The sequence below is a fragment of the Lysinibacillus sp. CD3-6 genome (assembly GCF_006351725.2).
Taxonomy (GTDB): domain Bacteria; phylum Bacillota; class Bacilli; order Bacillales_A; family Planococcaceae; genus Lysinibacillus.
Window position 1 is genome coordinate 1,225,290 of the sequence record NZ_CP085880.1, and the last position, 24,299, is coordinate 1,249,588.

22 protein-coding genes are annotated in these 24,299 nt (G+C 38.1%); 18 read left to right on the forward strand and 4 right to left on the reverse strand.

What is annotated here, in order from left to right; translation table 11 throughout:
* Positions 1-69 precede the first annotated feature (69 nt).
* The 6 genes from pnp (at position 70) to FH508_RS05745 (ending at position 7,204) form a co-directional block, all read left to right on the forward strand.
* Positions 70-2,184, forward strand: a complete 2,115-nt coding sequence (gene pnp, locus FH508_RS05720) for a polyribonucleotide nucleotidyltransferase (RefSeq protein WP_173477719.1) — start codon at positions 70-72, stop codon at positions 2,182-2,184.
* A gap of 71 nt (positions 2,185-2,255) precedes the next feature.
* Positions 2,256-3,479 carry a M16 family metallopeptidase gene (locus FH508_RS05725; protein ID WP_173477718.1) on the forward strand — a complete coding sequence of 408 codons (1,224 nt, stop codon included), beginning with the start codon at positions 2,256-2,258 and terminating at the stop codon, positions 3,477-3,479.
* A gap of 438 nt (positions 3,480-3,917) precedes the next feature.
* A complete protein-coding gene (locus FH508_RS05730) occupies positions 3,918-4,907 on the forward strand; it encodes an ABC transporter substrate-binding protein (RefSeq protein ID WP_173477717.1) in 990 nt (329 codons plus the stop codon).
* Between the two features lie 15 nt (positions 4,908-4,922).
* Positions 4,923-5,915, forward strand: a complete 993-nt coding sequence (locus FH508_RS05735) for a FecCD family ABC transporter permease (protein WP_173477716.1) — start codon at positions 4,923-4,925, stop codon at positions 5,913-5,915.
* Complete coding sequence (locus FH508_RS05740) at positions 5,916-6,698, forward strand: ABC transporter ATP-binding protein (protein WP_173477715.1); 783 nt, start codon at positions 5,916-5,918, stop codon at positions 6,696-6,698.
* Positions 6,699-6,709: 11 nt separating this feature from the next.
* The gene (locus FH508_RS05745) at positions 6,710-7,204 is read left to right on the forward strand and encodes a HugZ family pyridoxamine 5'-phosphate oxidase (RefSeq protein ID WP_173477714.1); all 495 of its coding nucleotides are present in this window, start codon (positions 6,710-6,712) and stop codon (positions 7,202-7,204) included.
* A gap of 153 nt (positions 7,205-7,357) precedes the next feature.
* Here FH508_RS05745 and FH508_RS05750 read toward each other — a convergent pair whose 3' ends face one another.
* From FH508_RS05750 to FH508_RS05765, 4 genes are read right to left on the reverse strand one after another with little or no spacing between them, the layout of a single operon-like run.
* Positions 7,358-7,972 carry an ABC-2 transporter permease gene (locus FH508_RS05750; RefSeq protein ID WP_173477713.1) on the reverse strand — a complete coding sequence of 205 codons (615 nt, stop codon included), beginning with the start codon at positions 7,970-7,972 and terminating at the stop codon, positions 7,358-7,360.
* A gap of 19 nt (positions 7,973-7,991) precedes the next feature.
* A complete protein-coding gene (locus FH508_RS05755; RefSeq protein ID WP_173477712.1) occupies positions 7,992-8,618 on the reverse strand; it encodes an ABC-2 transporter permease in 627 nt (208 codons plus the stop codon).
* The gene (locus FH508_RS05760; RefSeq protein ID WP_173477711.1) at positions 8,615-9,463 is read right to left on the reverse strand and encodes an ABC transporter ATP-binding protein; all 849 of its coding nucleotides are present in this window, start codon (positions 9,461-9,463) and stop codon (positions 8,615-8,617) included. Before FH508_RS05760 ends, FH508_RS05755 begins: the two co-directional genes overlap by 4 nt.
* On the reverse strand, positions 9,464-9,841 hold the full coding sequence (locus FH508_RS05765; RefSeq protein WP_173477710.1) for a GntR family transcriptional regulator: 378 nt from the start codon (positions 9,839-9,841) through the stop codon (positions 9,464-9,466). It lies immediately after the preceding gene.
* A 150-nt stretch (positions 9,842-9,991) separates the two neighbouring features.
* On the opposite strand from FH508_RS05765, the gene FH508_RS05770 reads away from it, so the two are divergent.
* The 12 genes from FH508_RS05770 (at position 9,992) to FH508_RS05825 (ending at position 24,237) form a co-directional block, all read left to right on the forward strand.
* Entirely contained in the window at positions 9,992-10,255 is a 264-nt protein-coding gene (locus FH508_RS05770; protein WP_173477709.1) for a YlmC/YmxH family sporulation protein, read from the forward strand.
* A gap of 9 nt (positions 10,256-10,264) precedes the next feature.
* Positions 10,265-11,044, forward strand: coding sequence for a dipicolinate synthase (locus tag FH508_RS05775; RefSeq protein WP_173477708.1), 780 nt, complete (start codon positions 10,265-10,267; stop codon positions 11,042-11,044).
* Positions 11,038-11,628 carry a dipicolinate synthase subunit B gene (locus FH508_RS05780; protein ID WP_173477707.1) on the forward strand — a complete coding sequence of 197 codons (591 nt, stop codon included), beginning with the start codon at positions 11,038-11,040 and terminating at the stop codon, positions 11,626-11,628. The genes FH508_RS05775 and FH508_RS05780 overlap by 7 nt, the downstream gene beginning before the upstream one ends.
* Before the next feature lie 82 nt (positions 11,629-11,710).
* On the forward strand, positions 11,711-12,748 hold the full coding sequence (locus FH508_RS05785) for an aspartate-semialdehyde dehydrogenase (protein WP_173477706.1): 1,038 nt from the start codon (positions 11,711-11,713) through the stop codon (positions 12,746-12,748).
* A gap of 13 nt (positions 12,749-12,761) precedes the next feature.
* Entirely contained in the window at positions 12,762-13,661 is a 900-nt protein-coding gene (gene dapA / locus FH508_RS05790; protein ID WP_173477705.1) for a 4-hydroxy-tetrahydrodipicolinate synthase, read from the forward strand.
* Between the two features lie 292 nt (positions 13,662-13,953).
* Positions 13,954-15,621, forward strand: coding sequence for a ribonuclease J (locus FH508_RS05795; protein ID WP_173477704.1), 1,668 nt, complete (start codon positions 13,954-13,956; stop codon positions 15,619-15,621).
* A 309-nt stretch (positions 15,622-15,930) separates the two neighbouring features.
* A complete protein-coding gene (locus FH508_RS05800; protein ID WP_173477703.1) occupies positions 15,931-18,225 on the forward strand; it encodes an FtsK/SpoIIIE family DNA translocase in 2,295 nt (764 codons plus the stop codon).
* Between the two features lie 198 nt (positions 18,226-18,423).
* Positions 18,424-19,152 (forward strand): GntR family transcriptional regulator, encoded by a 729-nt coding sequence (locus FH508_RS05805; RefSeq protein WP_139860220.1) that lies wholly within the window; start codon positions 18,424-18,426, stop codon positions 19,150-19,152.
* 53 nt (positions 19,153-19,205) lie between these two features.
* Positions 19,206-20,285 carry a BMP family lipoprotein gene (locus FH508_RS05810; protein ID WP_173477702.1) on the forward strand — a complete coding sequence of 360 codons (1,080 nt, stop codon included), beginning with the start codon at positions 19,206-19,208 and terminating at the stop codon, positions 20,283-20,285.
* Between the two features lie 397 nt (positions 20,286-20,682).
* A complete protein-coding gene (locus FH508_RS05815) occupies positions 20,683-22,230 on the forward strand; it encodes an ABC transporter ATP-binding protein (RefSeq protein ID WP_173477701.1) in 1,548 nt (515 codons plus the stop codon).
* Positions 22,230-23,276: an ABC transporter permease gene (locus FH508_RS05820; RefSeq protein ID WP_173477700.1), complete on the forward strand. Its 1,047-nt coding sequence runs from the start codon at positions 22,230-22,232 to the stop codon at positions 23,274-23,276. Before FH508_RS05815 ends, FH508_RS05820 begins: the two co-directional genes overlap by 1 nt.
* Before the next feature lies 1 nt (position 23,277).
* Complete coding sequence (locus FH508_RS05825) at positions 23,278-24,237, forward strand: ABC transporter permease (RefSeq protein WP_173477699.1); 960 nt, start codon at positions 23,278-23,280, stop codon at positions 24,235-24,237.
* The last annotated feature ends 62 nt before the right edge of the window (positions 24,238-24,299 follow it).

A 24,299-nucleotide genomic window follows, 5' to 3' on the forward strand; every position in this document is an offset into this window, starting at 1 on the left:
TTTTTGGTACACTTACTATTAGTACATACAGACGAGTAAGTGTTTTTATAATAGAGAGGGGTTCATTGAATGAACGAAAAGAAAGTCTATTCCTACGAATGGGCTGGCCGTCCACTTGTAATTGAAGTAGGACAGTTAGCAAAACAAGCAAATGGAGCAGCATTAGTACGCTATGGTGATACTTCTGTACTTGCAACAGCAACAATGTCAAAATCACCAAAACCACTAGATTTCTTCCCATTAACAGTAAACTACGAAGAACGTTTATATGCAGCGGGTAAAATTCCTGGCGGCTTTATTAAACGTGAAGGACGTCCATCGGAAAAAGCGATTTTAGCAAGCCGCTTAATTGACCGTCCAATTCGCCCAATGTTCCCAGATGGTTTCCGTAATGAAGTACAAGTAATTTCAATGGTTATGTCTAATGATCCTGATTGCACGTCTGAAATGGCAGCTATGGTCGGTTCATCATTAGCATTAGCAATTTCTGATATTCCATTCGGTGGCCCAATTGCTGGTGTACAAGTTGGATATATTGACGGTGAATTCATCGTGAACCCAACAGTTGAGCAGTCTAAAATTTCAACAGTTCATTTATCTGTCGCTGGAAACAAAGATGCTATTAACATGGTTGAAGCAGGCGCTTTAGAAGTACCAGAAGAAGTAATGTTAGAAGCTATTATGTTCGGTCATGAAGAAATTAAAAAAATTATTGCTTTCCAAGAGCAAATTATTGCTGAAGTAGGGAAAGAAAAAATACCTGTAACATTGTTTGAAATTGATGAAGCGATTCAAGCTGATATTAAAGCAGCGTGTGAAACGGAAATGCATGATGCGATTCAAACTGCTGAAAAACATGCACGTGATGAAGCTATCAAAGCAGTGAAAGACCGTATTATCGCTTCTTATGAAGAACAAGAAGCTGATGACACAACAATGAAACAAGTGCATACAATTTTAGATAAAATGGTGAAAGACGAAGTTCGTCGCCAAATTACAGAAGATAAAATCCGTCCAGATGGTCGTAAACTCGATGAAATTCGCCCACTTTCTTCAGAAACAGGTCTATTACAACGTACGCATGGTTCGGCATTATTTACACGTGGACAAACTCAAGCACTGTCAATTTGTACTTTAGGTGCACTTGGCGATGTACAAATTATCGACGGTTTAGGTGTAGAAGAATCTAAACGCTTTATGCATCACTACAATTTCCCTCAATTCTCTGTAGGGGAAACTGGTCCAATTCGTGGTCCAGGTCGTCGTGAAATCGGTCACGGTGCTTTAGGTGAGCGTGCACTCGAAGCAGTAATTCCTGATGAATCTGTATTCCCATATACAATTCGTTGTGTATCAGAAGTACTTGAATCAAACGGCTCAACTTCACAAGCTTCAATCTGTGCTTCTACTTTAGCTATGATGGATGCTGGTGTTCCGTTAAAAGCACCTGTTGCTGGTATTGCAATGGGACTTATTAAAAAAGGTGAGCATTACTCAATTTTAACGGATATCCAAGGTATGGAAGATCATCTTGGTGATATGGACTTTAAAGTAGCTGGTACAGCTAAAGGTGTTACAGCACTTCAAATGGATATTAAAATTGACGGTTTATCTCGCAATATTTTAGAAGAAGCATTAACTCAAGCAAAAATTGGACGTATGCATATTTTAGAATCTATGCTTGCAACACTTGCACAACCACGTGAGAAACTATCTGCTTATGCACCGAAAATCGTAATTGTGCGTATTAATCCAGATAAAATCCGCGATGTCATTGGACCAGGTGGTAAGCAAATTAACAAAATTATTGAAGAAACAGGCGTAAAAATTGATACAGAGCAAGATGGTACAATTTATATTTCTTCAGCAGACGAAGAAATGAACGCACGTGCAAAACAAATTATTGAAGATATCGTACGTGAAGCAAAAGTAGGCGAATACTACTTATCAACTGTTAAACGTATCGAGAAATTCGGTGCTTTCTGTGAAATCTTCCCAGGTAAAGATGGCTTATTACACATTTCTGAAATTCAAGAAGAGCGTACTAAGCAAGTAGAAGATGTATTAAAGCTAGGCGATCAATTACTTGTGAAAGTAATTGAAATCGACAAGCAAGGTCGTGTAAACTTATCTCGTAAAGTAGTTATTCAAGAGGAAAAAGAACGCGCAGAACAAGGTAAATAATTTTATAAATTAAAGGCTGCGTATGATGCGCAGCCTTTTTCAAATAAAACGGTTAAAAAGGAGGAAATTATTTGGTACAAGTACATACATGTCAAAACGGTGTGCGTATTGTGTCCGAGCAAATTGATCATGTAAGATCTGTTGCGCTGGGCATATTTGTCAATGCGGGTTCTCGCTATGAACTTCCAGAAGAGAATGGGATTACACACTTTATCGAACATATGCTTTTTAAAGGGACAAAAACGCGAACTGCTCGCCAAATAGCAGAAGAATTTGATCGTATTGGTGGGGAGCTAAATGCCTTTACTTCAAAGGAAAATACATGCTATTATGCAAAAGTTTTAGATCATCATGCGGAGCTTGCCATAACAATTCTTGCTGATATGTTCTTTCATTCGACTTTTACGGAAGAAGAATTGGAGAAAGAGCGTCAAGTAGTACTAGAGGAAATATTCATGAGTGAAGATGCTCCTGATGATGATGTGCATGAAAAGCTTTGGGAAGTAATGTATCCAAATGATGCACTAGGCCGTCCAATTTTAGGGACTGCTGCTACATTAAAAACATTTACTGCAGATGTGATTCGACAGTATATGGCTAAACATTATGGACCAGAGTCGATTGTCATTTCCGTGGCTGGCAATATTTCACCGTCACTATTAACGACAATTGAAAACTTATTTGGACAATATGAGGCTTCACCGCATGCTGTGGTACCTGTCTTGACAAATCCACAGTTCCAACCAGGAGAAATTATGAAAACGCGTGATACGGAACAGGCTCATTTAGCGATTTCCTATCCTGCAATTGGAGTCAAAGATCCAGATATGTATAGTTTTATTGCCTTAAATAATATTATCGGTGGCAACATGAGCTCCCGTCTGTTCCAAGAAGTACGTGAAGAGCGTGGCTTAGCTTATACAATTTTCTCCTATCAATCATGCTATGCAGACGTTGGGGCATTTACGATTTATGGCAGTGCAAGTCGCCAACAACTAGCGCAATTGCAGCATACAATTGATGCTACATTGCTAGATATTGTAGCGGGAGGCGTGACTGAGGAAGAGTTAGATAATGCTAAGGAACAGCTAAAAGGAAGCTTTGTGCTTGGTCTTGAAGGAACGGGTGCGCGTATGAATCGGAATGGGACAAGTGAATTAGTTCATCGACGCCATCGTACAGTAGATGAAGTATTGGCGTCAATTGATGCTGTTACGATGGATTCAATAGATCGACTCATTGCCAAAATTTTAAAAGCAGAGCCGGCAATTGCTATAATCGGACCTGAAGCTTAAAAGAGTCTAAAGCGCGGTCACAAAAAATTCATATTTTATTACGAGGCTTCTAACGTTCAATCGTTGGATGCCTCGTTTTAGTTTGGCGTCCTCAAATTGATTAGATAATCTGACTTGCGTGTTAAATGTTGAAGTGAAAATAACCTATCTCGCCTTTCATAAAGAGTGGCTAAAACGTATAGCATTAAACTATTTCAGTTGATTTCAGCTACGTGCGGTCGCTTTGCACGGGCACAGAATCAACTAATTATTGAGATGAAAATAAACCTATTTAGCGACAAAGTGCCTGGCACTCAAACAATTATGGAGGGTGTCCAAAAAGCTAGGTATAATTTCCAATTGGAAATTATATTATCAATTAGGCGTTGATATTATCAATGAAGTCTGATATTATAAATGACATTGAATATCATTATCAATTAGTAGGGAGATAGAAAAATGAAAAAGTGGATATGGATTAGTCTTTTAGTAATTGTATGTGCATTAGCAGGATGTGCGAAGCAAGAAGAAAAAAGTGTAGAAAAAGAAACAGATAAACAACAAGATGTAACAGCAGATGTAAAAGAGGATGCATCATCAAAGGCATTTGACGACGGCGTAGATGAGGAAGCATTTCAAAAAGCGTTAGCAAGTTTCCCGACAGAGGTGCCTGTAAAGATCGTCACAACATCTGTCCCATTAACAGAAATGCTTAACCTATTAGGTATTACACCAGTGGGAGTTCCAACATCGACAAATCCACTTCCTAAAGATTTTGAAGCAATTACGAAGATTGGCTCACCGATGGCACCTGATTTAGAAGTAATTTCAAGTTTACAAACAGAGTTAATTATTGGGGCATCAGCTCTTCAAAGCTCATTAGATCAAGCACTTACAGGTATGAATATTCCATCAGCATATTTACCGACAGAGTCATATGACGATTTAAAATTAAGTTTCAAAGTACTAGGTACATACTTTGGGAAAGAAGAAAAAATGAATGAAGTGCTACAAAGTATTGTAGCGAAAGAAAATGAACTAGAAGAACAGGGGAAAGGCAAGGAACTTCCATCTGTAATGTTAGTCATTGGTACATCGGATTCATTCATGGTAATGAACGAAAAATCTTATTTAGGTAGTTTAGTTGAGCGTTTAGGTGCTGATAATATTGCACAATCAGTGTTAAAAGCAGAATCAACATATTCACCAATGAACTTAGAAGACATTGTAGTAGCTGATCCAGATATGATTTTTGTATTAGCATCAGGTGATCACGGAGCAAATGAAGATAAATTTAAGCAAGAAATTGAAAAAAATAGTGCATGGACGCAATTGTCAGCTTATAAAAATGACAAAATCTATATGCTTGATTATAGTACATTTGGTGTAACATCTATTGCCAATGTAGAAACAGCACTTACAACAATTGCAGATTATTTCTACAAGTAAGAATGAGGTTTAACTATGATTAGTACAACGAGAAGTCGCATAATCGTAATTGCTACCTTTGTGCTGACATTAATAGCAGCAATTGTTGCCATTGGACTTGGAAGTGTCCATATTACAATTCCAGAAATACTATCGACGATATTAAATGGCCGAACAAATGAAGGTGTGTATACAACGATAATCTGGGATATTCGACTGCCGCGTGTGTTACTAGCATTGATTATTGGCGCAAATATTGCAATTTCAGGGGCGCTATTGCAGGCGGTAATGGGAAATCCACTAGCTGACCCAGGATTGACAGGTGTAACAAGTGGTGCTGCTGCCTTTGTGTTACTAATTATGTTAGCAAATCCAGAATTCACAAACTATATTCCGATAGCAGCATTTGTAGGAGGCTTACTTGCAGCAACAATTGTCTATGCATTAGCTTGGCGTCGTTCAGGTATTTCTCCAATTACCATTATTTTGTCAGGTGTGGCTGTTAATGCGCTAGGTGGCGGAATCATTGGTTTCCTTTCCATTATGTATAGCGATCGTCTTCCATCTGCTGTGCAATGGTTAAATGGTAGTCTTGCCGCGAAGGGAAATGCTTCGCTCCATATGATTTATCCTTACGCGATTATCGGTTGGATTATATCAATCTTTGCTATCCGAAAGGCGAATATTATCCGCCTAGGGGACCAAGTTGCTGTGAACCTCGGTGAAAATGTAACACGTATTCGCATTATGTTATCAATTTTAGCTGTATTTTTAGCTGCTATTTCAGTAGCGGCAATCGGCATGATTGGTTTTGTCGGCTTAATCGTTCCACATATGGCACGCATGCTTGTAGGCTCAGACTATAAGTACATGCTACCAATGAGTATGGCGATGGGAGCGATTGTATTACTTATTGCAGATACAGGTGGTCGGACATTATTTGCCCCTCTAGATATTCCAGCGGGGATAATTATGGCTGTTATTGGTGGACCATATTTCTTATATTTAATGCGAAAGAAGGCGTTTTAATTGTTAATAATTGAAGAGCTATCTGTCCGTTATGAGCAAAAAGAAGTTGTCCATAATTTTTCATTTGATGTCAAAAAAGGAGAGGTCCTATCCATTATCGGTCCTAATGGCTCTGGAAAATCTACAATACTAAAGGCCATTGCACGTTTGCAGCCTTATAGTGGTGGGACAATTACCTTCGATGGCGAAAACATACGTCGACTTTCGTCTAAGGAAATTGCACAGAAAATGTGCATACTTAGTCAGCGAAATCAAGCACCAGCAGATATTTCAGTTCGTAATTTAGTCGCATATGGTCGTTACCCACATAAAAAATGGTTTGAACGTTTAAATGCTGAAGATGAAGCAATCATTGATTGGGCATTAGAGAAAACGCAATTAATGCATTATCGAGATCAACCTATAGCAGCGTTATCTGGTGGAGAATCGCAACGCGCATGGATTGCGATGGCATTGACACAGCGACCACAAATTTTATTATTGGATGAGCCTACGACCTATTTAGATATTGCCCATCAACATGAAGTACTGGAATTAGTACGAGAGCTTAATCGTGAAATGGGGATGACGGTTGTCATGGTGCTCCATGATCTAAATCAAGCATCTAGTTATAGCGACCAAATTGTCGTTGTAAAGGACGGATACCGAGCACAAATTGGTACACCTGAAGATGTGATGACAGAACAAATGATTCAGCAAATTTATCGGATGGAAGCGGAAATTCAATATGTATCATGGGATTCTGCTCCACGAATTCAATTAAAAAGTACTGTGAAGGCATAGGAGGAAATAGGATGCAAAAAGAAATGAACATGGACCAAATTAAACAAGATTATGAAACGTTTTTACAAGGTAAAAAAAGTTGTGTGCTTAGTCTTGTAGATGCAGAAGGTAAGCCGTTCAGCAGTACTACACCATTTGTGCGACTAAATGGGAAATTCTATGTTTACATTAGTCGAATCGCTGAGCATTTTAAATTGATGGAGCAGTCTCAATTTGTAGATTTAATTTGTGTGGCAGATGAGGCCGTGACAGCGAACCCATTTGCTACAGAGCGTGCACGTTGGCAATGTACACCAACTTTATTAGGTAATGAAGGCTATGAAGAAGTATTTGCATTATTCGATGAAGTGCATAATGCAAAAATGATGCAACTGTTACGTACACTTGATTTTTCGTTATTTGAGCTAACGCCATTAGAAGGTCGTTACGTTGTCGGCTTTGGTAAAGCGTTTGATATTGATGTAACTACTGATACATTAAAACATGTAGTAATTGATAAAAAATAGTTTTTAATGACTTGCTACAAGGTGTAGCTAAAGTGAAGCCATGCCCGCGAAAAGTGTCTACTCGGAGCGGCAACCCGTAAACAAAATAGCTTGCACCTTATATGTACATCGTAAGCCCCACCACTTTTCTTCTCGTGGTGGGGCTTGTTATATTTAATAGATCTCTTTTGCTCTATACAGCACATGGCATTTTCGAAAAACGAAAATACTGATGATGGCGCTAATGACTGTTGGTATGAACATGACTGACAAATTAGCAGCTACCATTGATAAATAATAATGGATCGGAAAATTGATAGAAAAAATAAGTAATACATAAATGATCATTCTAAAGGACCGCATCCCTTTAGTTTCCTCTATATGATGTGAATAAAATTGCGCACAAACAAGCAAAATAGCGCAGCTAATATTTGCGAAATAAATAGCGAAATGTTCGTAGCTATCGCTATGTACGAAAAACGGTGAAAAATAAATAGGAGCAGATGTGATAAAAAGTAGTGCAATTAAGCCGTAACAATAAAGGTAATCCGCTTGTAACTGCATCTTTTTCGTTAAAGGAAGACTATTAACAAACAGTTCCCACTTCGCTTTATGATCTTGCGTATACATGCTTTCGACTATCGTCACAGAAAAAATTAACGCAAACATGACGATAGAAGAGTTACTGAAAAAACGGACGTTTACGAAAGTAATGGTCACACTAATAGTTAGCACGATTAAAATATACCACTTTTGCATAGACAATCTATGCCATACTAAAGCTTCCATAGTACATACAACCTCCCTCCTAAAATTCCTTACGTTTATAGATTGCTGTTGAAATAAGAGAAGATATCCATAAAATAAAAAGTCCGATAAAAGGTGCGAGATAGCTCAAATGTTGTAGTTTAGAAACAACTAGCAAAATATTCGCAAAGTACTCATCTAACATACCGATAATCAAGCCTGGAATAAAGCATAGGAAAATAAGAACGTATCTTCCTTTTATAGAGCCGAATTTTATATAGATTGGTAATAATAAAGCAAGCATACATAATGCTGCCGCAATAATAAGGTTAAATGTAAGGAAATAATTAACTGTTTCCCAATTGTTGGTGAAGTGATTAATTATCAAAACTATAGGTAACGCAATAATCAAACCAATAAACATCAGTAATAGGCCGAGCATGTATTTACTAAGAACAATTTCGCTCTTTGAAATGGGTAATGTATTGGCATATTTATCAAAATCACATAGTTCATCATAAGTAAGAGCAGTGACTGCTTGAATAATTAGGATAAATAAAAGAAAGGGAAAAATAAAATATCCTTGCCCAAATACAAAGGATATAAAAAGAATAGGTAAAAGAAAAAGGACTTGTGTCTTTAATTGCCGTTGAATGGTCATTAAATCTTTCACTAGAAGAGCAGTCATAATTGAACACTACCTTTCACGTAAAATAGCATGATATCTTCAATAGTAGGCCTTTCAACGGTAAATGCTTCACTTATTTCGTTTTTTAGAACAAGTACCTCTAGCCCGAAAGCGCCATTACGTTTGCGGATAATGGCTTGCTCAGGTAAATCGCTTACTTCCTCTTTATTGCCTTTGAAAATAGCGTAGTCATACAGCAAAATATCCTTGCTTTCACTAAATAAAATTTCTCCATTATGAATGAATGTTATATAATCCGCTATCTTTTCCAGATCACTCGTTATATGTGATGAAAATAAAATGCTATGTGTTTCGTCCTGCATAAAATCTAAAAATAAGTCGAGAATTTCATCACGTATAATTGGATCTAGTCCACTTGTCGGTTCATCTAAAATTAATAATTTTGGATGATGCGATAACGCTAATGCAATCGACAGCTTCATCCTCATTCCACGGGATAACTTCTTTACTTTTTTTCGCTCAGGTACTTTAAATTGAGCCAGTCGCTCAAAATAATAGGTAGAATCCCATGTTTTAAATACTTTTTTCATGAATTTGTCGAGCTGCGTCGCATTAAGCGTTTCAGGTATGTGCAAGTCGTCGAAAACGACACCGATGTCGTTTTTTATCGCAAGCTCATGTTCGACAATATCTTTGCCGAAAAGAAAAATTTCGCCATATTCTTTTTTTAATAAATTGAGTATGCATTTAATGGTAGTTGACTTACCTGCACCGTTCTCTCCAACAAAGCCCATAACAGTTCCTTGAGGTACTGAAAAACTAATATCCTTTAATGAGAAACCTGCAAAGCTTTTGTGTACATCGTGAATTTCGATGGCATTCATTTAGTGGTCCTCCTCTACAATTAACGAAAGTAAGTCTGCTAATTCCTCTTTTGTAAGCCCTGCAGTTTTAGCTGTTCTTACGGCTTTGTGCAAATACTCCTCTACTTGACGCAATAATTCCTCACGAAGAAAGTCTTGGTTGCGTTCAGTGACAAAACTGCCCTTCCCAGCGACCGTTTCAATGAAGCCATCTCGCTCCAAATCTGCATATGCCCGTTTTGTTGTCATAACGCTAATTTTAAGATCCTTTGCGAGTGCACGAATAGAGGGGAGTGCATCGCCAGCTTGTAATTTATTAGCTAAAATTGCCTCTTTTAGCTGTATAGTAATTTGCTCGTAAATTGGTTTATCACTCGCATTACTTAAATGGATATGCACAAATCTTCACCTCTTATTTCTCTAAAACTGTATATATACACTATACACAGTTCAGTCGAAAGTTGCAACATTGAAGTACTTTCAATATCGGGCACGATTTGCAAAAACTCGGCATATATTGGGTTAACGGCTCAAGGAGGGAGATGAGGCATGCTATTATCTGAAATGGTGGATAAAGAGTTAATTCAAGTTGAAGGTGGTGTACATTTTGGCATACTGGCCCACACAGAATGCCTATTAGATGTGCAAACAGGAAAGATACATGGATTTGAGATTATTAAAGAAAAATTACCATTCCAAAAGAAGAAAGTGAAAGTTAGCGAAATGATTCCATGGCATGAAATTATATTAATTGGGGAAGATCGTATTTTATTTAACAAAACAACGACGGTACAGTCCGAATTTTTACAGTGAGGTGAGCTTTTGGAAAACGAAAAATGGCTGGTGATCGGCGAGGACTCAAGATTGAAAGAATTAGCAACGATGCTACGTAGTCCTTCACGTACAGTATTCTATAAAAGAACTTCTGTTTGGAATGAGGAGTTAAATAAACTTGTTTTAGAGTTTCAGCCCAATAAAATTATTCTGCCTATACTTCCTTTGAAGATAGAAGTAGAACAATTATATGGCATATCACAAGTTAAGTTTTATACTGGGCGATTGACAATGCATTGGAAACAATTGCTTGAAAAAAATGAGACCAATTGTTATTTACAGCAAGAGTCCTTTATTTGGCAAAATGCAAGGTTGACAGCGGAGGGATTTATCGCAACGTTTTACGGACTCGAGCAGAAATGTATTTACGGACAAAACTTTACTATCGCAGGCTTTGGGCGCATCGCCAAAATGCTCGCTTCTTTACTCGTAAAAATGGGTGCTAATGTCCATATTGTTGCGCGTTCAGTGGTACAAGTGAGTGAAGCGAAAGCTTATGGCTATAAAGCGTCTGATTTAGATGATCGCAAATGGTCGGTACATGATGGTATTTTCATCAATACGATTCCTGCTAAGTGGATTACAGAATCGTTTCAAGATTATGTGCCTGCCGTGTTATATGATTTAGCATCAGAGCCAGGCTGCTTAGATATTGATGCTGACCAGTTACAGACATATGTACTATTGCCATCATTACCTGGGAAATACTTTGCACATAATGCGGCAGAAATTTTGTGCAAGGCAATAGAGGAGGAAGAAAATTGCTGACGGGTAAACGAATTGGTTTAGGTATTACGGCTTCACATTGCACGTATGAGGATGTTGTACCCAAAATTCAAAACTTTATTAATGCAGGGGCTACAGTTATCCCGATTATTACCCATTCGGTATTACATGCCGCGACACGTTTCGGTACAGGAGAAGAATGGATAGAAAAAATTGAGGCACTGACAGGAGAAAAAGTTATTTCTTCTATAAAAGAAGCAGAACCATTTGGACCATCCAATCCATTGGATGCAATGGTTATAGCGCCAATGACAGGTAATAGTATTAGCAAATTTGCCAATGCAGCGACAGATAGCCCTGTGTTGATGGCGGCAAAGGCAACGTTACGAAATGGTTCGCCTGTCGTTCTAGGCATTTCCACAAACGATGCGCTTGGACTTAACGGCATCAATATTATGAAATTACTCAATTCAAAAAATATCTACTTTATCCCATTCGGTCAGGATTCTCCACATGGAAAACCGAATTCTTTAATAGCTGATTTTACTCAAATGGTCGAGACGGTTGATGCAGCAATTACGCATAAAAAACAATTACAGCCATTGTTGATACAATATTTCAAATAAATCATTAATTGCACACAATTTTCAGTATTTTTATGATACAATAGCACACATTATGGAACTTGTATTCAAGGAGAGATGACAGATGACTAAGCAGTTAACAGTTGCAGTTGTAGGGGCAACAGGAGCAGTAGGTTCAAAAATGATGGAACAGCTAATTAAACGAAAATTTCCAATAGGACACATTAAATTTTTAGCTTCTGCACGTTCTGCAGGAAAACCAATCGAATTTAATGGTAAGACATATACAATTGAAGAAGCGACACCAGAAGCTTTTGAAGGCGTCAATGTCGCTTTATTCTCTGCGGGTGGTTCTGTATCGGCAGTACTAGCGCCTGAAGCGGCAAAACGCGGGGCAGTAGTTATTGACAATACGAGCCATTTCCGTATGGATCCAGAGGTACCGCTAGTTGTACCTGAAGTGAATCGCGGCGATCTTGCTAAACATAATGGGATTATCGCCAATCCAAACTGCTCTACAATTCAAATGGTTGCAGCACTTGAACCAATTCGTGCGACATTTGGCTTAACGAAGGTATTAGTATCAACATACCAAGCAGTTTCTGGTGCAGGGATTTCTGCAATTGAAGAATTAAAAGCACAAAGCGCAAACTGGGATGCAGGTAAAGATGTAGAAGCAAATATTTTACCAAGTGGTGGCGACAAACGTCATTTCCCAATTGCTCGTAATGTCATTCCACAAATCGATAAATTTACAGACAATGGCTTTACATACGAAGAAATGAAAATGATTAATGAAACGAAAAAAATTATGCATGCACCAGAGTTAAAAGTGGCTGCTACTTGCGTACGTGTACCAGTCGTTTCAGGACATTCTGAATCTGTTTATATTGAAGTAGAAAAAGATACAACAGTTGAAGGGATTTTCGAAGTATTACGTCATGCACCTGGAATTGTTTTACAGGATGATATCGCAACACAAACTTACCCAATGCCAATTTACGCTGAAGGGGAAGATGCTACCTTTGTAGGACGTATCCGTCAAGACTTAGACAATAAAAAGGGATTCCATCTATGGATCGTATCAGATAATTTATTAAAAGGCGCTGCATTGAACTCTATCCAAATTGCAGAAGCAATGCTTGAGGATAACTTACTATAAGAGGGGTGTAAGGATGAATTTAGGTCGAATTGGAACGGCAATGATAACGCCGTTTAAGGAAGATGGTACGATTAATTATCCAGAACTAGAACGTATTATTAATTACTTAATAGATAATGGCACTGATTGCATTGTTGCATGTGGCACAACCTCCGAAAACCCAACTATGACCACAGAAGAAAAAATTGAAGTTGTAAGATTTACAGTAGAGAAAGTAGCAGGCCGTGTACCAGTTATTGCAGGTACAGGTGATAATGAAACGGCTTATTCTATTGCAATGACGCATAAAGCCGAAGAAAATGGTGCTGATGGTATTATGTTAGTAGCACCATATTATAATAAACCAAATCAACGAGGGATTTACGCGCACTTTGAAACTATTGCAAAAGAAACTAGGCTACCTGTAATGCTTTATAATGTACCGGGACGCACAGGTGTAAACGTAGCATATGAGACGTCAGTTGATTTAAGTAAAATTCCTAATATCTCTTGGATTAAAGAGGCGAGCGGGAATTTAGATCAAATGGGCGATATTATAGAAAACGTTGAAGCTGTTGATAATTTCTTTGTATATAGTGGAGATGACGGATTAACATTACCTTTGCTTGCAATAGGTGGCGCTGGTGTAATTTCAGTAGCGTCGCATGTTGTTGGAAATGATATGCAGCTAATGATTAAATTGTTTGAAGAAGGTAACCATCAACAAGCTGCAAAAATTCATAGAGCATTATTACCATTAGTACGTGCATTGTTTGCGCAACCAAATCCTTCACCAGTAAAATACGCAATGACTAAATTAGGCTTTGATACATTAAATGTTCGTCTACCAATGGTAGAAATGACAGATGAAGAAAAAGCAAACTTTGATTTAGTATGGGAAACCTATCAAGAAAAAGCAAAAAGTTTTAGATAGTGATAGATGATACTATAGACAAACTCAGCAATATGAGTTTGTCTATAGTTTTTTTAACATTGCGATGCCATTCACTACGTAAAAATCCACTTCGCTTTCCGTGGGCACGGAGGAGTTTTCGTGGATTTTTACATGATATTAAATAGATAAATTGTCAGAATTCAGAATTGTTTGAGTGACTGGCACTACGTTTCTAAGTAAAACCTACATTTTTAATTTGTGCAAAAGCTTTGCAAACCGTATAATGAAAATAAGTGGTTGCTGTTCGGGATATTTTTTAGGAGGAAACAAATTGACGAAAAAGAAAAATGAACTTATTCGCATCATTCCACTAGGTGGCGTGGGCGAAATCGGAAAAGCAATGTGCGTAGTAGAAATTGACGAAGAGCTATTTGTAGTAGATAGCGGTTTAATGTTCCCAGAAGACGAGATGCTGGGCATTGACATCGTAATTCCTGATATTACGTATTTAGAAGAAAACAAAGAGCGTGTGAAAGGGATTTTCTTAACACATGGTCACGAGGATGCTATTGGCTCGATTGCTTATATTTTACAAAAAGTGAAAGCGCCAGTGTACGGATCAAAATTAACGATTGCACTAGCAAAAGAACATTTAAAGGAACTACCTGCACCACATCAGGTGAAGTTCTTTGAAGTAACAAACCGAAGCCGTATGAATTTTAATTCTACGTATGTAACATTCTTCCATACAACACATAGTATTCCCGATTCATTAGGGGTTGTGTTCCATACTTCTGAAGGGGCGATTGTTCATACAGGAGAGTTTAAATTCGACCAATCTGCGACAGGTAAGTTCAAGCCAGATTTAGCAAAAATGGCGCAGTTAGGTGAAGAAGGCGTATTTATTTTACTTTCTGAGTCTTGTGAAGCAGAGCGACCAGGCTATACGACATCTGAAATTGTGATTGAGGAACAACTATCAAAAACTTTCCATTCAGCACCAGGTCGTATTTTAGTAGCTGTATACGCATCGAACTTCATTCGTATTCAACAAGTATTAACGCAAGCTCAAAAATCATTCCGTAAAGTGGCGATTGTAGGAAAACCTTTAGAAAAAGCTGTTGATTTAGGTGTACAGTTAGGTTATTTAACGGTTGAAGAAGATACTATTATTCCTATCTCTGAGATACAAAAATATCAAGAAGAAGAAATTATTATTATCGCAACAGGTAATAGAGGCGAACCGCTAGATGCGCTTGAAAAAATCGTTCGCAAGCATCACCGAGATATTAAGATTAAACAAAATGATACAGTACTCATTACGTTTACTCCGTCTCCAGGCATGGAAGTACAAATGGCTAACACAATGAACTCCATTGCAAAAGCAGGAGCTGAAATTTTAACATCAAGCAAAAATGTCCATGTTTCTGGGCACGGCAGCCAAGAAGATTTAAAGCTAATGCTGAATTTAATGCAGCCAAAGTACTTTATCCCTGTTCAAGGTGAATATCGTATGCTTATTGCACACTCTAAGCTAGCTCAACAATTAGGGATGCAAAAATCACAAATTTTCATCGCCGATAAAGGTGATATTGTAGAATATAAAAATGGTAAAATGCGCATGAGTGGTCGTGTACAAGCTGGCAATGTATTAATTGACGGTATTGGTGTAGGCGATGTTGGAAACATTGTGTTACGTGATCGTAAATTACTATCACAAGATGGTATATTCATTGTTGTTGTTACATTAAACCGCGCACAAAAGAAAATCGCATCAGGTCCCGAAATCTTATCGCGAGGTTTTGTCTATGTACGTGAATCAGAGCAACTGATGGTGGAAGCATCGGAAATTGCGAAAAACGTCATTGAAAAATACGTTGGAAAAGATACATTTGAATGGACAAACATTAAGCAAGAAATTCGAGATACATTGAATACTTATTTATTCCAAAAAACGAAGCGCCGCCCAATGATTATCCCAATCATTATGGAATATTAAAATTTTAAATGACTATCTTTACGCACGTTGCTAATAACGTGACATTTACGTAGCATTGCCGATTGAATTTTCAAAAGGTTTGCTGAATGTCTAATATGAAAATACGACATTACCTATGCAAGTAACCTTTGAAAAAGGTCTTGCCCACTGGTGAAAGTTGTTTTTAGAGCAAGGTATGGAAAAGTAGCGAAGGAGAAAGGATTTTCTAGCCGATAAAAACGGTGGAAAATCCTTTTTTTGAAATAATCGGGTTCTACATGATATTATTCGCTACATATATAGAATGGATTGCAAAAGAAGGTGAAAAAGATGGCAAGTAGTAAAAGAAGAAAAACAACAAAATCAAAACCAACATCTGACAAAAAAGAAATGCATCCACTCATGTACGAAATTTTAGGGCTCATCTTAATCGCAATTGCGGTCATTATGATTTTTGAATATGGCATGATTGGACGTATTTTACAAACAATTGCCATGTTCCTTTTAGGGAATTTACATTTTGCAGTGCCATTTATGCTGATATTTGTTGCATTGCTACTAATGATTGGGCAGAAAAAAGTAAGCATGAAGGATCGACTAATTTTAGGGATGCTGTTAATTGTCATGAGCTTAACTATTTTTAGTCATGGGATTTTATTTGAGCAATTATCCAAATCAGGTGGCTTATTATCTGAGTCGGTTTTGAGAGAGTCGTGGCGAATATTAATTAATTCAGAGGGTGTGATTCATCGCAGTGATGCCCTTGGTGGCGGAATGGTAGGCGCCTTGCTATTTAGTGGCCTCCATGTATTATTTGAAGCGACAGGTGCGAAAGTAGTTGCTTGGGTTATTTTCTTTATCGGCTTAATTTTAGTGACGGGCAAGGCACTCGTTCCATATTTAGCTGAAAAAATGCCTGTACTTTTTGGGAAATGGCAAAAAAAACATAAAGAAAAGAAAAAAAATACGCCAAAGAAACCAAAACGTCGCCGTTCAAGAGCAGAAAGTACGGCCGACGAAGTTGCGGCTGTTGACCATGCCCATGATGTACATGAAGAAGAAGAAATTTCTCATGAGCCCATCATCTCAGCCTTTACACAAAATGTATCACATGAACGAGAAGAGACGATGCCAATAGCTGAGCACGTGGAAGTGGAAGAGGGAGAAAGCATGGATGACGTCCATATTGGCAGTGCAGATGCTGTAGAAAATGCAGATTATCAGCTTCCCTCATTTAATCTTTTACAAATGCCTCCTCAGCATGACCAGAGTGGTGAATATTCCGTAATTCAGGCAAATGCGAAAAAGTTAGAGCAAACATTGCAAAGTTTCGGAGTGAAGGCAAAAGTTACGCAAGTCCATTTAGGACCTGCAGTTACGAAATATGAAATATTGCCAGATATCGGCGTAAAAGTAAGTAAAATAGTTAACCTTCAGGACGACCTAGCTTTAGCACTTGCAGCGAAGGATATTCGTATGGAGGCACCTATTCCTGGTAAATCGGCAATAGGTATTGAAGTACCAAATAGTGAGGTAGCAATTGTGACATTGCGAGAAGTGCTGGAATCAAAGGATGGAGCGAAACCAGATGCATTGTTACAAGTAGCGCTTGGCCGTGATATTACTGGACAAGCCGTGTTAGCAGAGCTTAATAAAATGCCGCACTTACTTGTAGCGGGTTCAACGGGCAGTGGGAAAAGTGTGTGTATAAATGGCATTGTGGTATCCATACTAATGCGAACAAAGCCACATGAAGTGAAACTGATGATGATTGACCCTAAAATGGTGGAATTGAATGTTTATAACGGGATTCCACATTTGTTAGCGCCAGTTGTAACTGATGCTCGAAAAGCGTCACAAGCACTTAAAAAAGTAGTATCGGAAATGGAACGACGCTATGATTTATTTTCACATACGGGTACTCGAAATATTGAAGGCTATAATGGCCATGTCCAAAAAGTAAATGAGCAAACAGAAGAAAAGCATCCGAAGTTGCCGTATATTGTTGTGATCGTCGATGAGTTAGCAGATTTAATGATGGTAGCCTCAAATGACGTCGAGGATTCCATTACACGTTTAGCGCAGATGGCTCGTGCAGCAGGTATTCATTTAATTTTAGCGACTCAAAGACCAAGCGTCGATGTTTTAACGGGGGTTATTAAGGCAAACATTCCTTCACGAATAGCATTTGCTGTGTCATCAGCGATTGATTCGAGAACAATTTTAGATATGGGTGGGGCAGAACGTTTGCTTGGCCGTGGCGATATGTTATTTTTACCTGCGGGTGCTTCTAAACCTAAACGAGTACAAGGGGCATTTTTATCTGATCAGGAAGTTGAAGCAGTTGTTGATTTTGTTATAGAACAACAAAAAGCGCAGTATCAAGAAGAGATGATTCCGAGTGAAGAAGAAACAATTTTAGAAGAAACAGATGAATTATTTGACGAGGCAGTCCAATTAGTTGTCAATATGCAGACAGCTTCGGTGTCCATGCTACAGCGTCGCTTCCGTATTGGCTATTCTCGCGCTGCTCGCATAGTCGATCAGATGGAACAACGCGGTATTGTCGGGCCTCCAGAGGGCAGTAAGCCTCGCCAAGTACTTATCCATCAGTACGATAACTAATTCCTGAAAAAGGAAAAATAATCATTTTTTTCAGTATTTATGTCCAAATGTTTGCAACAAAAAGAAGGAAAAAATGATTTCTATAATTGATTTTGCTTAAAATAGTTTATTTCATTCTGCAAAAATGTTATATTTATGAACGATTAGTAGGAATGTTGTACATCAGATGTCTGATCTCTGATTTTGGTGGTGATTTATGTGACTATAAAAGCAGATCATCGTCATCTCTATCTTCAAGTAATTGATCGTTTAAAGTCTGACATTGAGACGGGCGTTTTTAAAGAAAATGAAAAACTTCCTTCAGAGTTTGAATTATCGAAATCACTAGGGGTAAGTCGAGCAACACTTAGGGAAGCGCTTCGACTGTTGGAAGAGGAAAATGTGATTGTGCGTCGACATGGGGTTGGTACTTTTGTAAATCCTAAGCCGTTGTTTACTTCAGGCATCGAGCATTTATCCAGTATTTCTTCTATGATCGAAACAGCAGGTATGGAACCAGGGTCTCGTTTTTTAAAGGCAACGGAGAATATCCCTTCTGATGAAGATTTAAAACGCTTCCAATGTGATGGCGAGGATAAAATACTCACGATTGAACGTGTCAGAACTGCGGATGGTGAGCCAGTAGTTTATTGTATAGACAAATTACCAGCCAGCTTCCTGCCTACTGACTTTGTTGACAAAAAAGAAGTTTCACTTTTCTCTGCACTTGAACAATCGGGTAAAATTCATGTTGCCTATGCTGTAACTTATATTGATCCAGTTGGGTATCATGAACAAGCATCACCGATATTAAATTGTGGTCGTGAAACTGCTCTTTTAGTATTGAAACAGCTCCATTATGATGATAATGATCAAGTAGTGCTGTATTCAAAAAATTATTTCCGAGCTGATAAATTCAGCTTCCATGTAGTACGTAAACGGGTGTAGAACATTTCTAAATTATTTTCCTGCTAATTACAATACCTCGGGGGGTTAACAAAATGAAAAAACGTAAATTTGGTTTAGTATTATCTTCAGTTTTAGCTGCAAGTGCAATTTTAGGTGCATGTGGTGCGAAAGACGAAGAAAAACCTGCAAAAGACAATGCGGCATCAGGAGACAAAAACACTGAGGAAACTTTCTCAGTAGGTATGGTTACTGACGTAGGTGGCGTTGATGACAAATCATTTAACCAATCTGCTTGGGAAGGTGTTCAAGCTTATGGTAAAGAGCACAACCTGAAAAAAGGTGATGGATTCGACTACTTACAATCAGCTTCTGACGCTGACTATGAAACAAACTTAAACAACTTAATTCGTCGTGACTTTAACTTAGTATTCGGTATTGGTTTCATGATGGCTGATGCAATTGAAGCAGTAGCAACAGAAAACCCAGACAATCATTTTGCATTAATCGATGCTGAAGTAAAAGACGAAAACGTTGTATCTGTTCTTTTCAAAGAGCAAGAAGGCGCATTCTTAGCGGGTGTAGCTGCTGCTAAAATGTCTAAATCAGGTAAAATCGGTTTCGTAGGTGGCGTAGATATTCCAGTAATCAATCGTTTTGAAGCTGGTTTCGTTGAAGGTGCTAAAGCTGTTAACCCTGATATCGAAATTCAACGCAACTATACAGGTGCATTTGACAAAGCGGATCTTGGTAAAATCGCTGCAAACAGCATGTACTCTTCAGGCGTAGATATTATCTTCCACGCTGCTGGTGCAACTGGTAACGGTGTATTCTCTGAAGCTAAAGAACGTAAAGCTAAAGATCCTAATGCCAATGTTTGGGTAATCGGTGTAGACGCTGACCAATACGATGAAGGTAAAGTAGATGATAAAACAAACATTACTTTAACTTCTATGTTAAAAGGTGTTAACGAAGCAGTAGTAGATATTTCTAATAAAGCGAAAAATGGTGAATTCCCAGGTGGTACAACAGTTGTTTACGGTCTAGCTGAAGACGGCGTTAAACTTGCTGACTCTCGTGGTGCAATTCCAGCAGACGTACAAGCTGTTATTGACGAATATAAAGAAAAAATTGCTAGCGGTGAAATCGTAGTTCCAGAAAAAGTGGAAAAATAATTCATCTCTGAATCATCATAAGGGCTTTACAACTGCCCTTATGATGATTTTTCAATCTATCGTTATATTTAGACTATTTGTAATACTCTGTTGGATATATTTTATTTTTATAGTATTTTTAAAATAAGATTATTATATTATCGTAAGCTTAAGATAATGATGGTACCAAGTTAATAGAAGAAAGGTTTCTAACGATGACCTTTCCTGTATTAATTTATATTTCTGTTAGAAAATGCCTTACCTTTAGGTGGGGTTCAATACAGGTGTTTTTTTATTTTAAGAAATTGCAACGCTTTTGAACTATGCTAAACCTTAGGCTGTATTGCAATAGAGGCAGGTAGAAATACACTAGAGTACAATTGTTTTAGAGAAAATTGCCTATAAGGGAGTGACAATATTGGAATACGTGATTGAAATGCTTGGAATCCGCAAAGAGTTTGGTGATTTCGTAGCAAATAATAATATCACCCTCCAACTAAAAAAAGGCGAAATCCATGCGCTATTAGGAGAAAATGGTGCGGGTAAATCGACTTTAATGAACGTCCTTTTTGGTCTGTATCAGCCAGAAGGTGGAGAAATTCGTGTTCGTGGGAAAGCTGTTAAAATTACAAACCCGAATGTTGCCAATGATTTAGGGATTGGCATGGTGCATCAACACTTTATGTTGGTGGAAAACTTTACAGTAACAGAAAACATTATTTTAGGTTCAGAGCCTACTAAGATGGGCGTAGTCAATATTAAAGACGCAGCTAAAAAGGTGCAAGCGCTTTCTGAGAAATATGGTTTAGATGTAGATCCAAATGCTAAAATCGAAGATATTACAGTTGGTATGCAGCAACGTGTGGAGATTTTAAAAACACTATATCGTGGTGCAGAAATATTAATTTTCGATGAACCAACTGCTTCTTTAACACCACAAGAAATTACAGAGCTAATTCAAATAATGCGTCGACTAATCGCTGAAGGTAAATCGATTATATTAATTACGCATAAGCTTAAAGAAATTATGGATGTTTCTGACCGCGTAACAATTATTCGTAAAGGTGAAGGCATTGGGACGGTTGTTACAGAAGAGACAAACCCTAATCACTTAGCTGAGTTAATGGTTGGACGTCAAGTTGAGTTTAAAACAGAAAAAATCGATGCGAATCCAACTGATGAAGTACTGACAATTGAGAATTTAGTCGTAACTGACTATCGTAATATCGATAAAGTAAAAGGTCTTAACCTCAATGTACGTAAAGGTGAAATTGTTGGTATCGCTGGTATCGATGGCAATGGTCAATCGGAGTTAATCGAGGCTATTACAGGCTTGCGTAAAGTGAAAAGCGGTCTCGTGAAGTTTAACGGCAAAGATGTAACAAACATGAAACCACGTAAAATTACTGAACAGGGTGTTGGACATATCCCACAAGACCGTCATAAGCATGGTTTAGTATTAGACTTCCCAATTGGTCATAATATTGTACTTCAAACATATTACCAATCGCCAATTGCAAAAGGCATTGTTATGGATTATAAAAAAGTTTCAGAAAAAGCGAATCAAATTATTAAAGAATACGATGTGCGTACAGGTAATGGCGAAATGACGCCTGCACGGGCGCTATCAGGTGGTAACCAGCAAAAAGCGATTATTGGTCGTGAAATTGACCGAGATCCTGACTTATTAATTGCTGCACTACCGACGCGTGGACTTGACGTAGGGGCAATTGAATTTATTCACTCTCGACTAATTGAGCAACGTGATAAAGGAAAAGCCGTATTATTAATTTCATTTGAATTAGATGAAGTAATGAATGTTTCCGACCGTATCGCTGTTATTTATGATGGTCAAATTGTGGATGAATTAAATCCAAAAGAAACAACAGAGCAAGAGCTTGGTCTATTAATGGCGGGACAAAGTAAAAAAAATAGCACAAATATAGCGAAGGAGGGGAACGACTAATGTCAAATCGTGTCATTAATATACTCGTTCCTATCATCTCTATTATTATCGGTTTAATTGTAGGTGCTATCGTAATGGTAGTCAGCGGCTATGATCCTATATTAGGATATAGTGCACTTTGGACAGGTATTTTTGGAGATTCATATTCCATAGGGAACACGATCCGTCAAATCACACCATATATCTTGGCAGGTCTTGCGGTAGCATTTGCCTTCCGTACAGGGTTATTCAATATCGGTGTTGAAGGTCAATTAATTTTAGGTTGGCTTGCAGCAGCATGGGTAGGCTATGCTTTTGATTTACCAAAAATTATTCACTTACCATTAGCGTTGCTAGCAGCAGCGGCGGCGGGTGCATTTTGGGCCTTTATTGCAGGTTTCTTAAAAGCGAAATTTAAAGTTCATGAAGTAATTGCGACAATTATGTTAAACTATACAGCGCTTTATATTGCAAACGCTGTAATTAAAAAATTGTCAGATGGAAGCTTTAAAACAGAACGTGTTCTTGAATCCGCTTCATTACGTTCTCCGTTTTTAAGAGAGCTTACAGACAACTCAAGTCTTCACTATGGGATCCTAGTTGCACTTCTTATGGTAGTTGTAATGTGGTTCATTTTAGAAAAAACAACACGTGGTTATGAGCTTAAAGCAGTAGGCTTTAACCAAAATGCAGCAGATTATGCTGGTATGAGTGTCAATAAAAATGTCATTTTAGCTATGACAATTTCAGGCATGTTTGCAGGTCTTGGTGGTGCGATGGAGGCGCTTGGTACATTCCAAAATGCATCTATTAAAGCTGGCTTTACAGGTATTGGTTTTGACGGTATTGCCGTTGCCTTACTTGGTGCCAATACACCACTTGGCGTAGTATTTGGGGCTTCTTTATTTGGCTCATTAAAATACGGTGCTCTTAACATGCCGAATGCTGCAGGAATTCCAGAGGAAATTGTGTCTATCATTATTGCCTTAATTATCTTCTTTGTAGCATCAGGTTACGTCATTCGGGTTGGATTACAAAAGTTAAGTAAGAAAAAGGAGGGACAATAACATGAGCTTTTTAGAAATGTTATATTTCATCATCCCTTCTGCAATCCTTTATGCGACACCATTAATTTTCACTGCTATTGGTGGTGTATTCTCTGAGCGTTCAGGTGTTGTTAACATCGGGCTAGAAGGTTTAATGATTGTCGGCGCATTTGTTGGTATTTTTGTCAATTTAGAGTTTGCAGCACAATTAGGTTCTGCAACAGTATGGGTAGCTATGCTGGCAGCTGTTATTGTAGGTGGAATCTTCTCCTTGCTACATGCGGTGGCATCTATCTCTTTCCGTGCCGATCAAACGGTATCAGGGGTAGCAATCAACTTACTTGGTTTAGCTGTTACTGTATTCTTAGTAAAATTGATTTATGATAAAGGTCAAACAGATATGATTGACCAACCGATCCGTCGATTTGGCATTCCATATTTAGAGGATATTCCGTTCTTTGGACGTTTATTATTCCATGATGTCTATAGCACATCGATTTTAGCCTTTGCTGTGGCAATAGGTGCTTGGTTTGTTATTTATAAAACACCATTTGGACTACGCTTACGTGCAGTAGGGGAACATCCAATGGCTGCAGATACAATGGGTGTTAAAGTAAATAAAATGCGTTATATTGCCGTAGTTATTTCAGGCGCACTTGGTGGTCTTGGTGGTGCGGTTTATGCGCAAACAATTACACATGATTTTTCTCACGCAACAATTGCTGGTCAAGGGTTTATGTCACTTGCAGCAATGATCTTTGGTAAATGGCATCCAATCGGTGCACTTGGGGCAGCATTGTTCTTTGGTTTAGCGCAAACATTAAGTATTGCAGGGAACCAAATTCCATATGTGCAAGAAATCCCAGCAGTGTATTTACAAATATTACCTTACGTGTTAACGATTTTTGCGTTAGCAGGATTTATTGGTAAAGCAAATGCACCAAAAGCAAGTGGTCAACCATATATTAAAGGCAAACGATAAGTCTAAGACAGCATGTTTATTCGTCGAATTACTAGACAAAGTCGAAAGAAATGAAGCGAGTA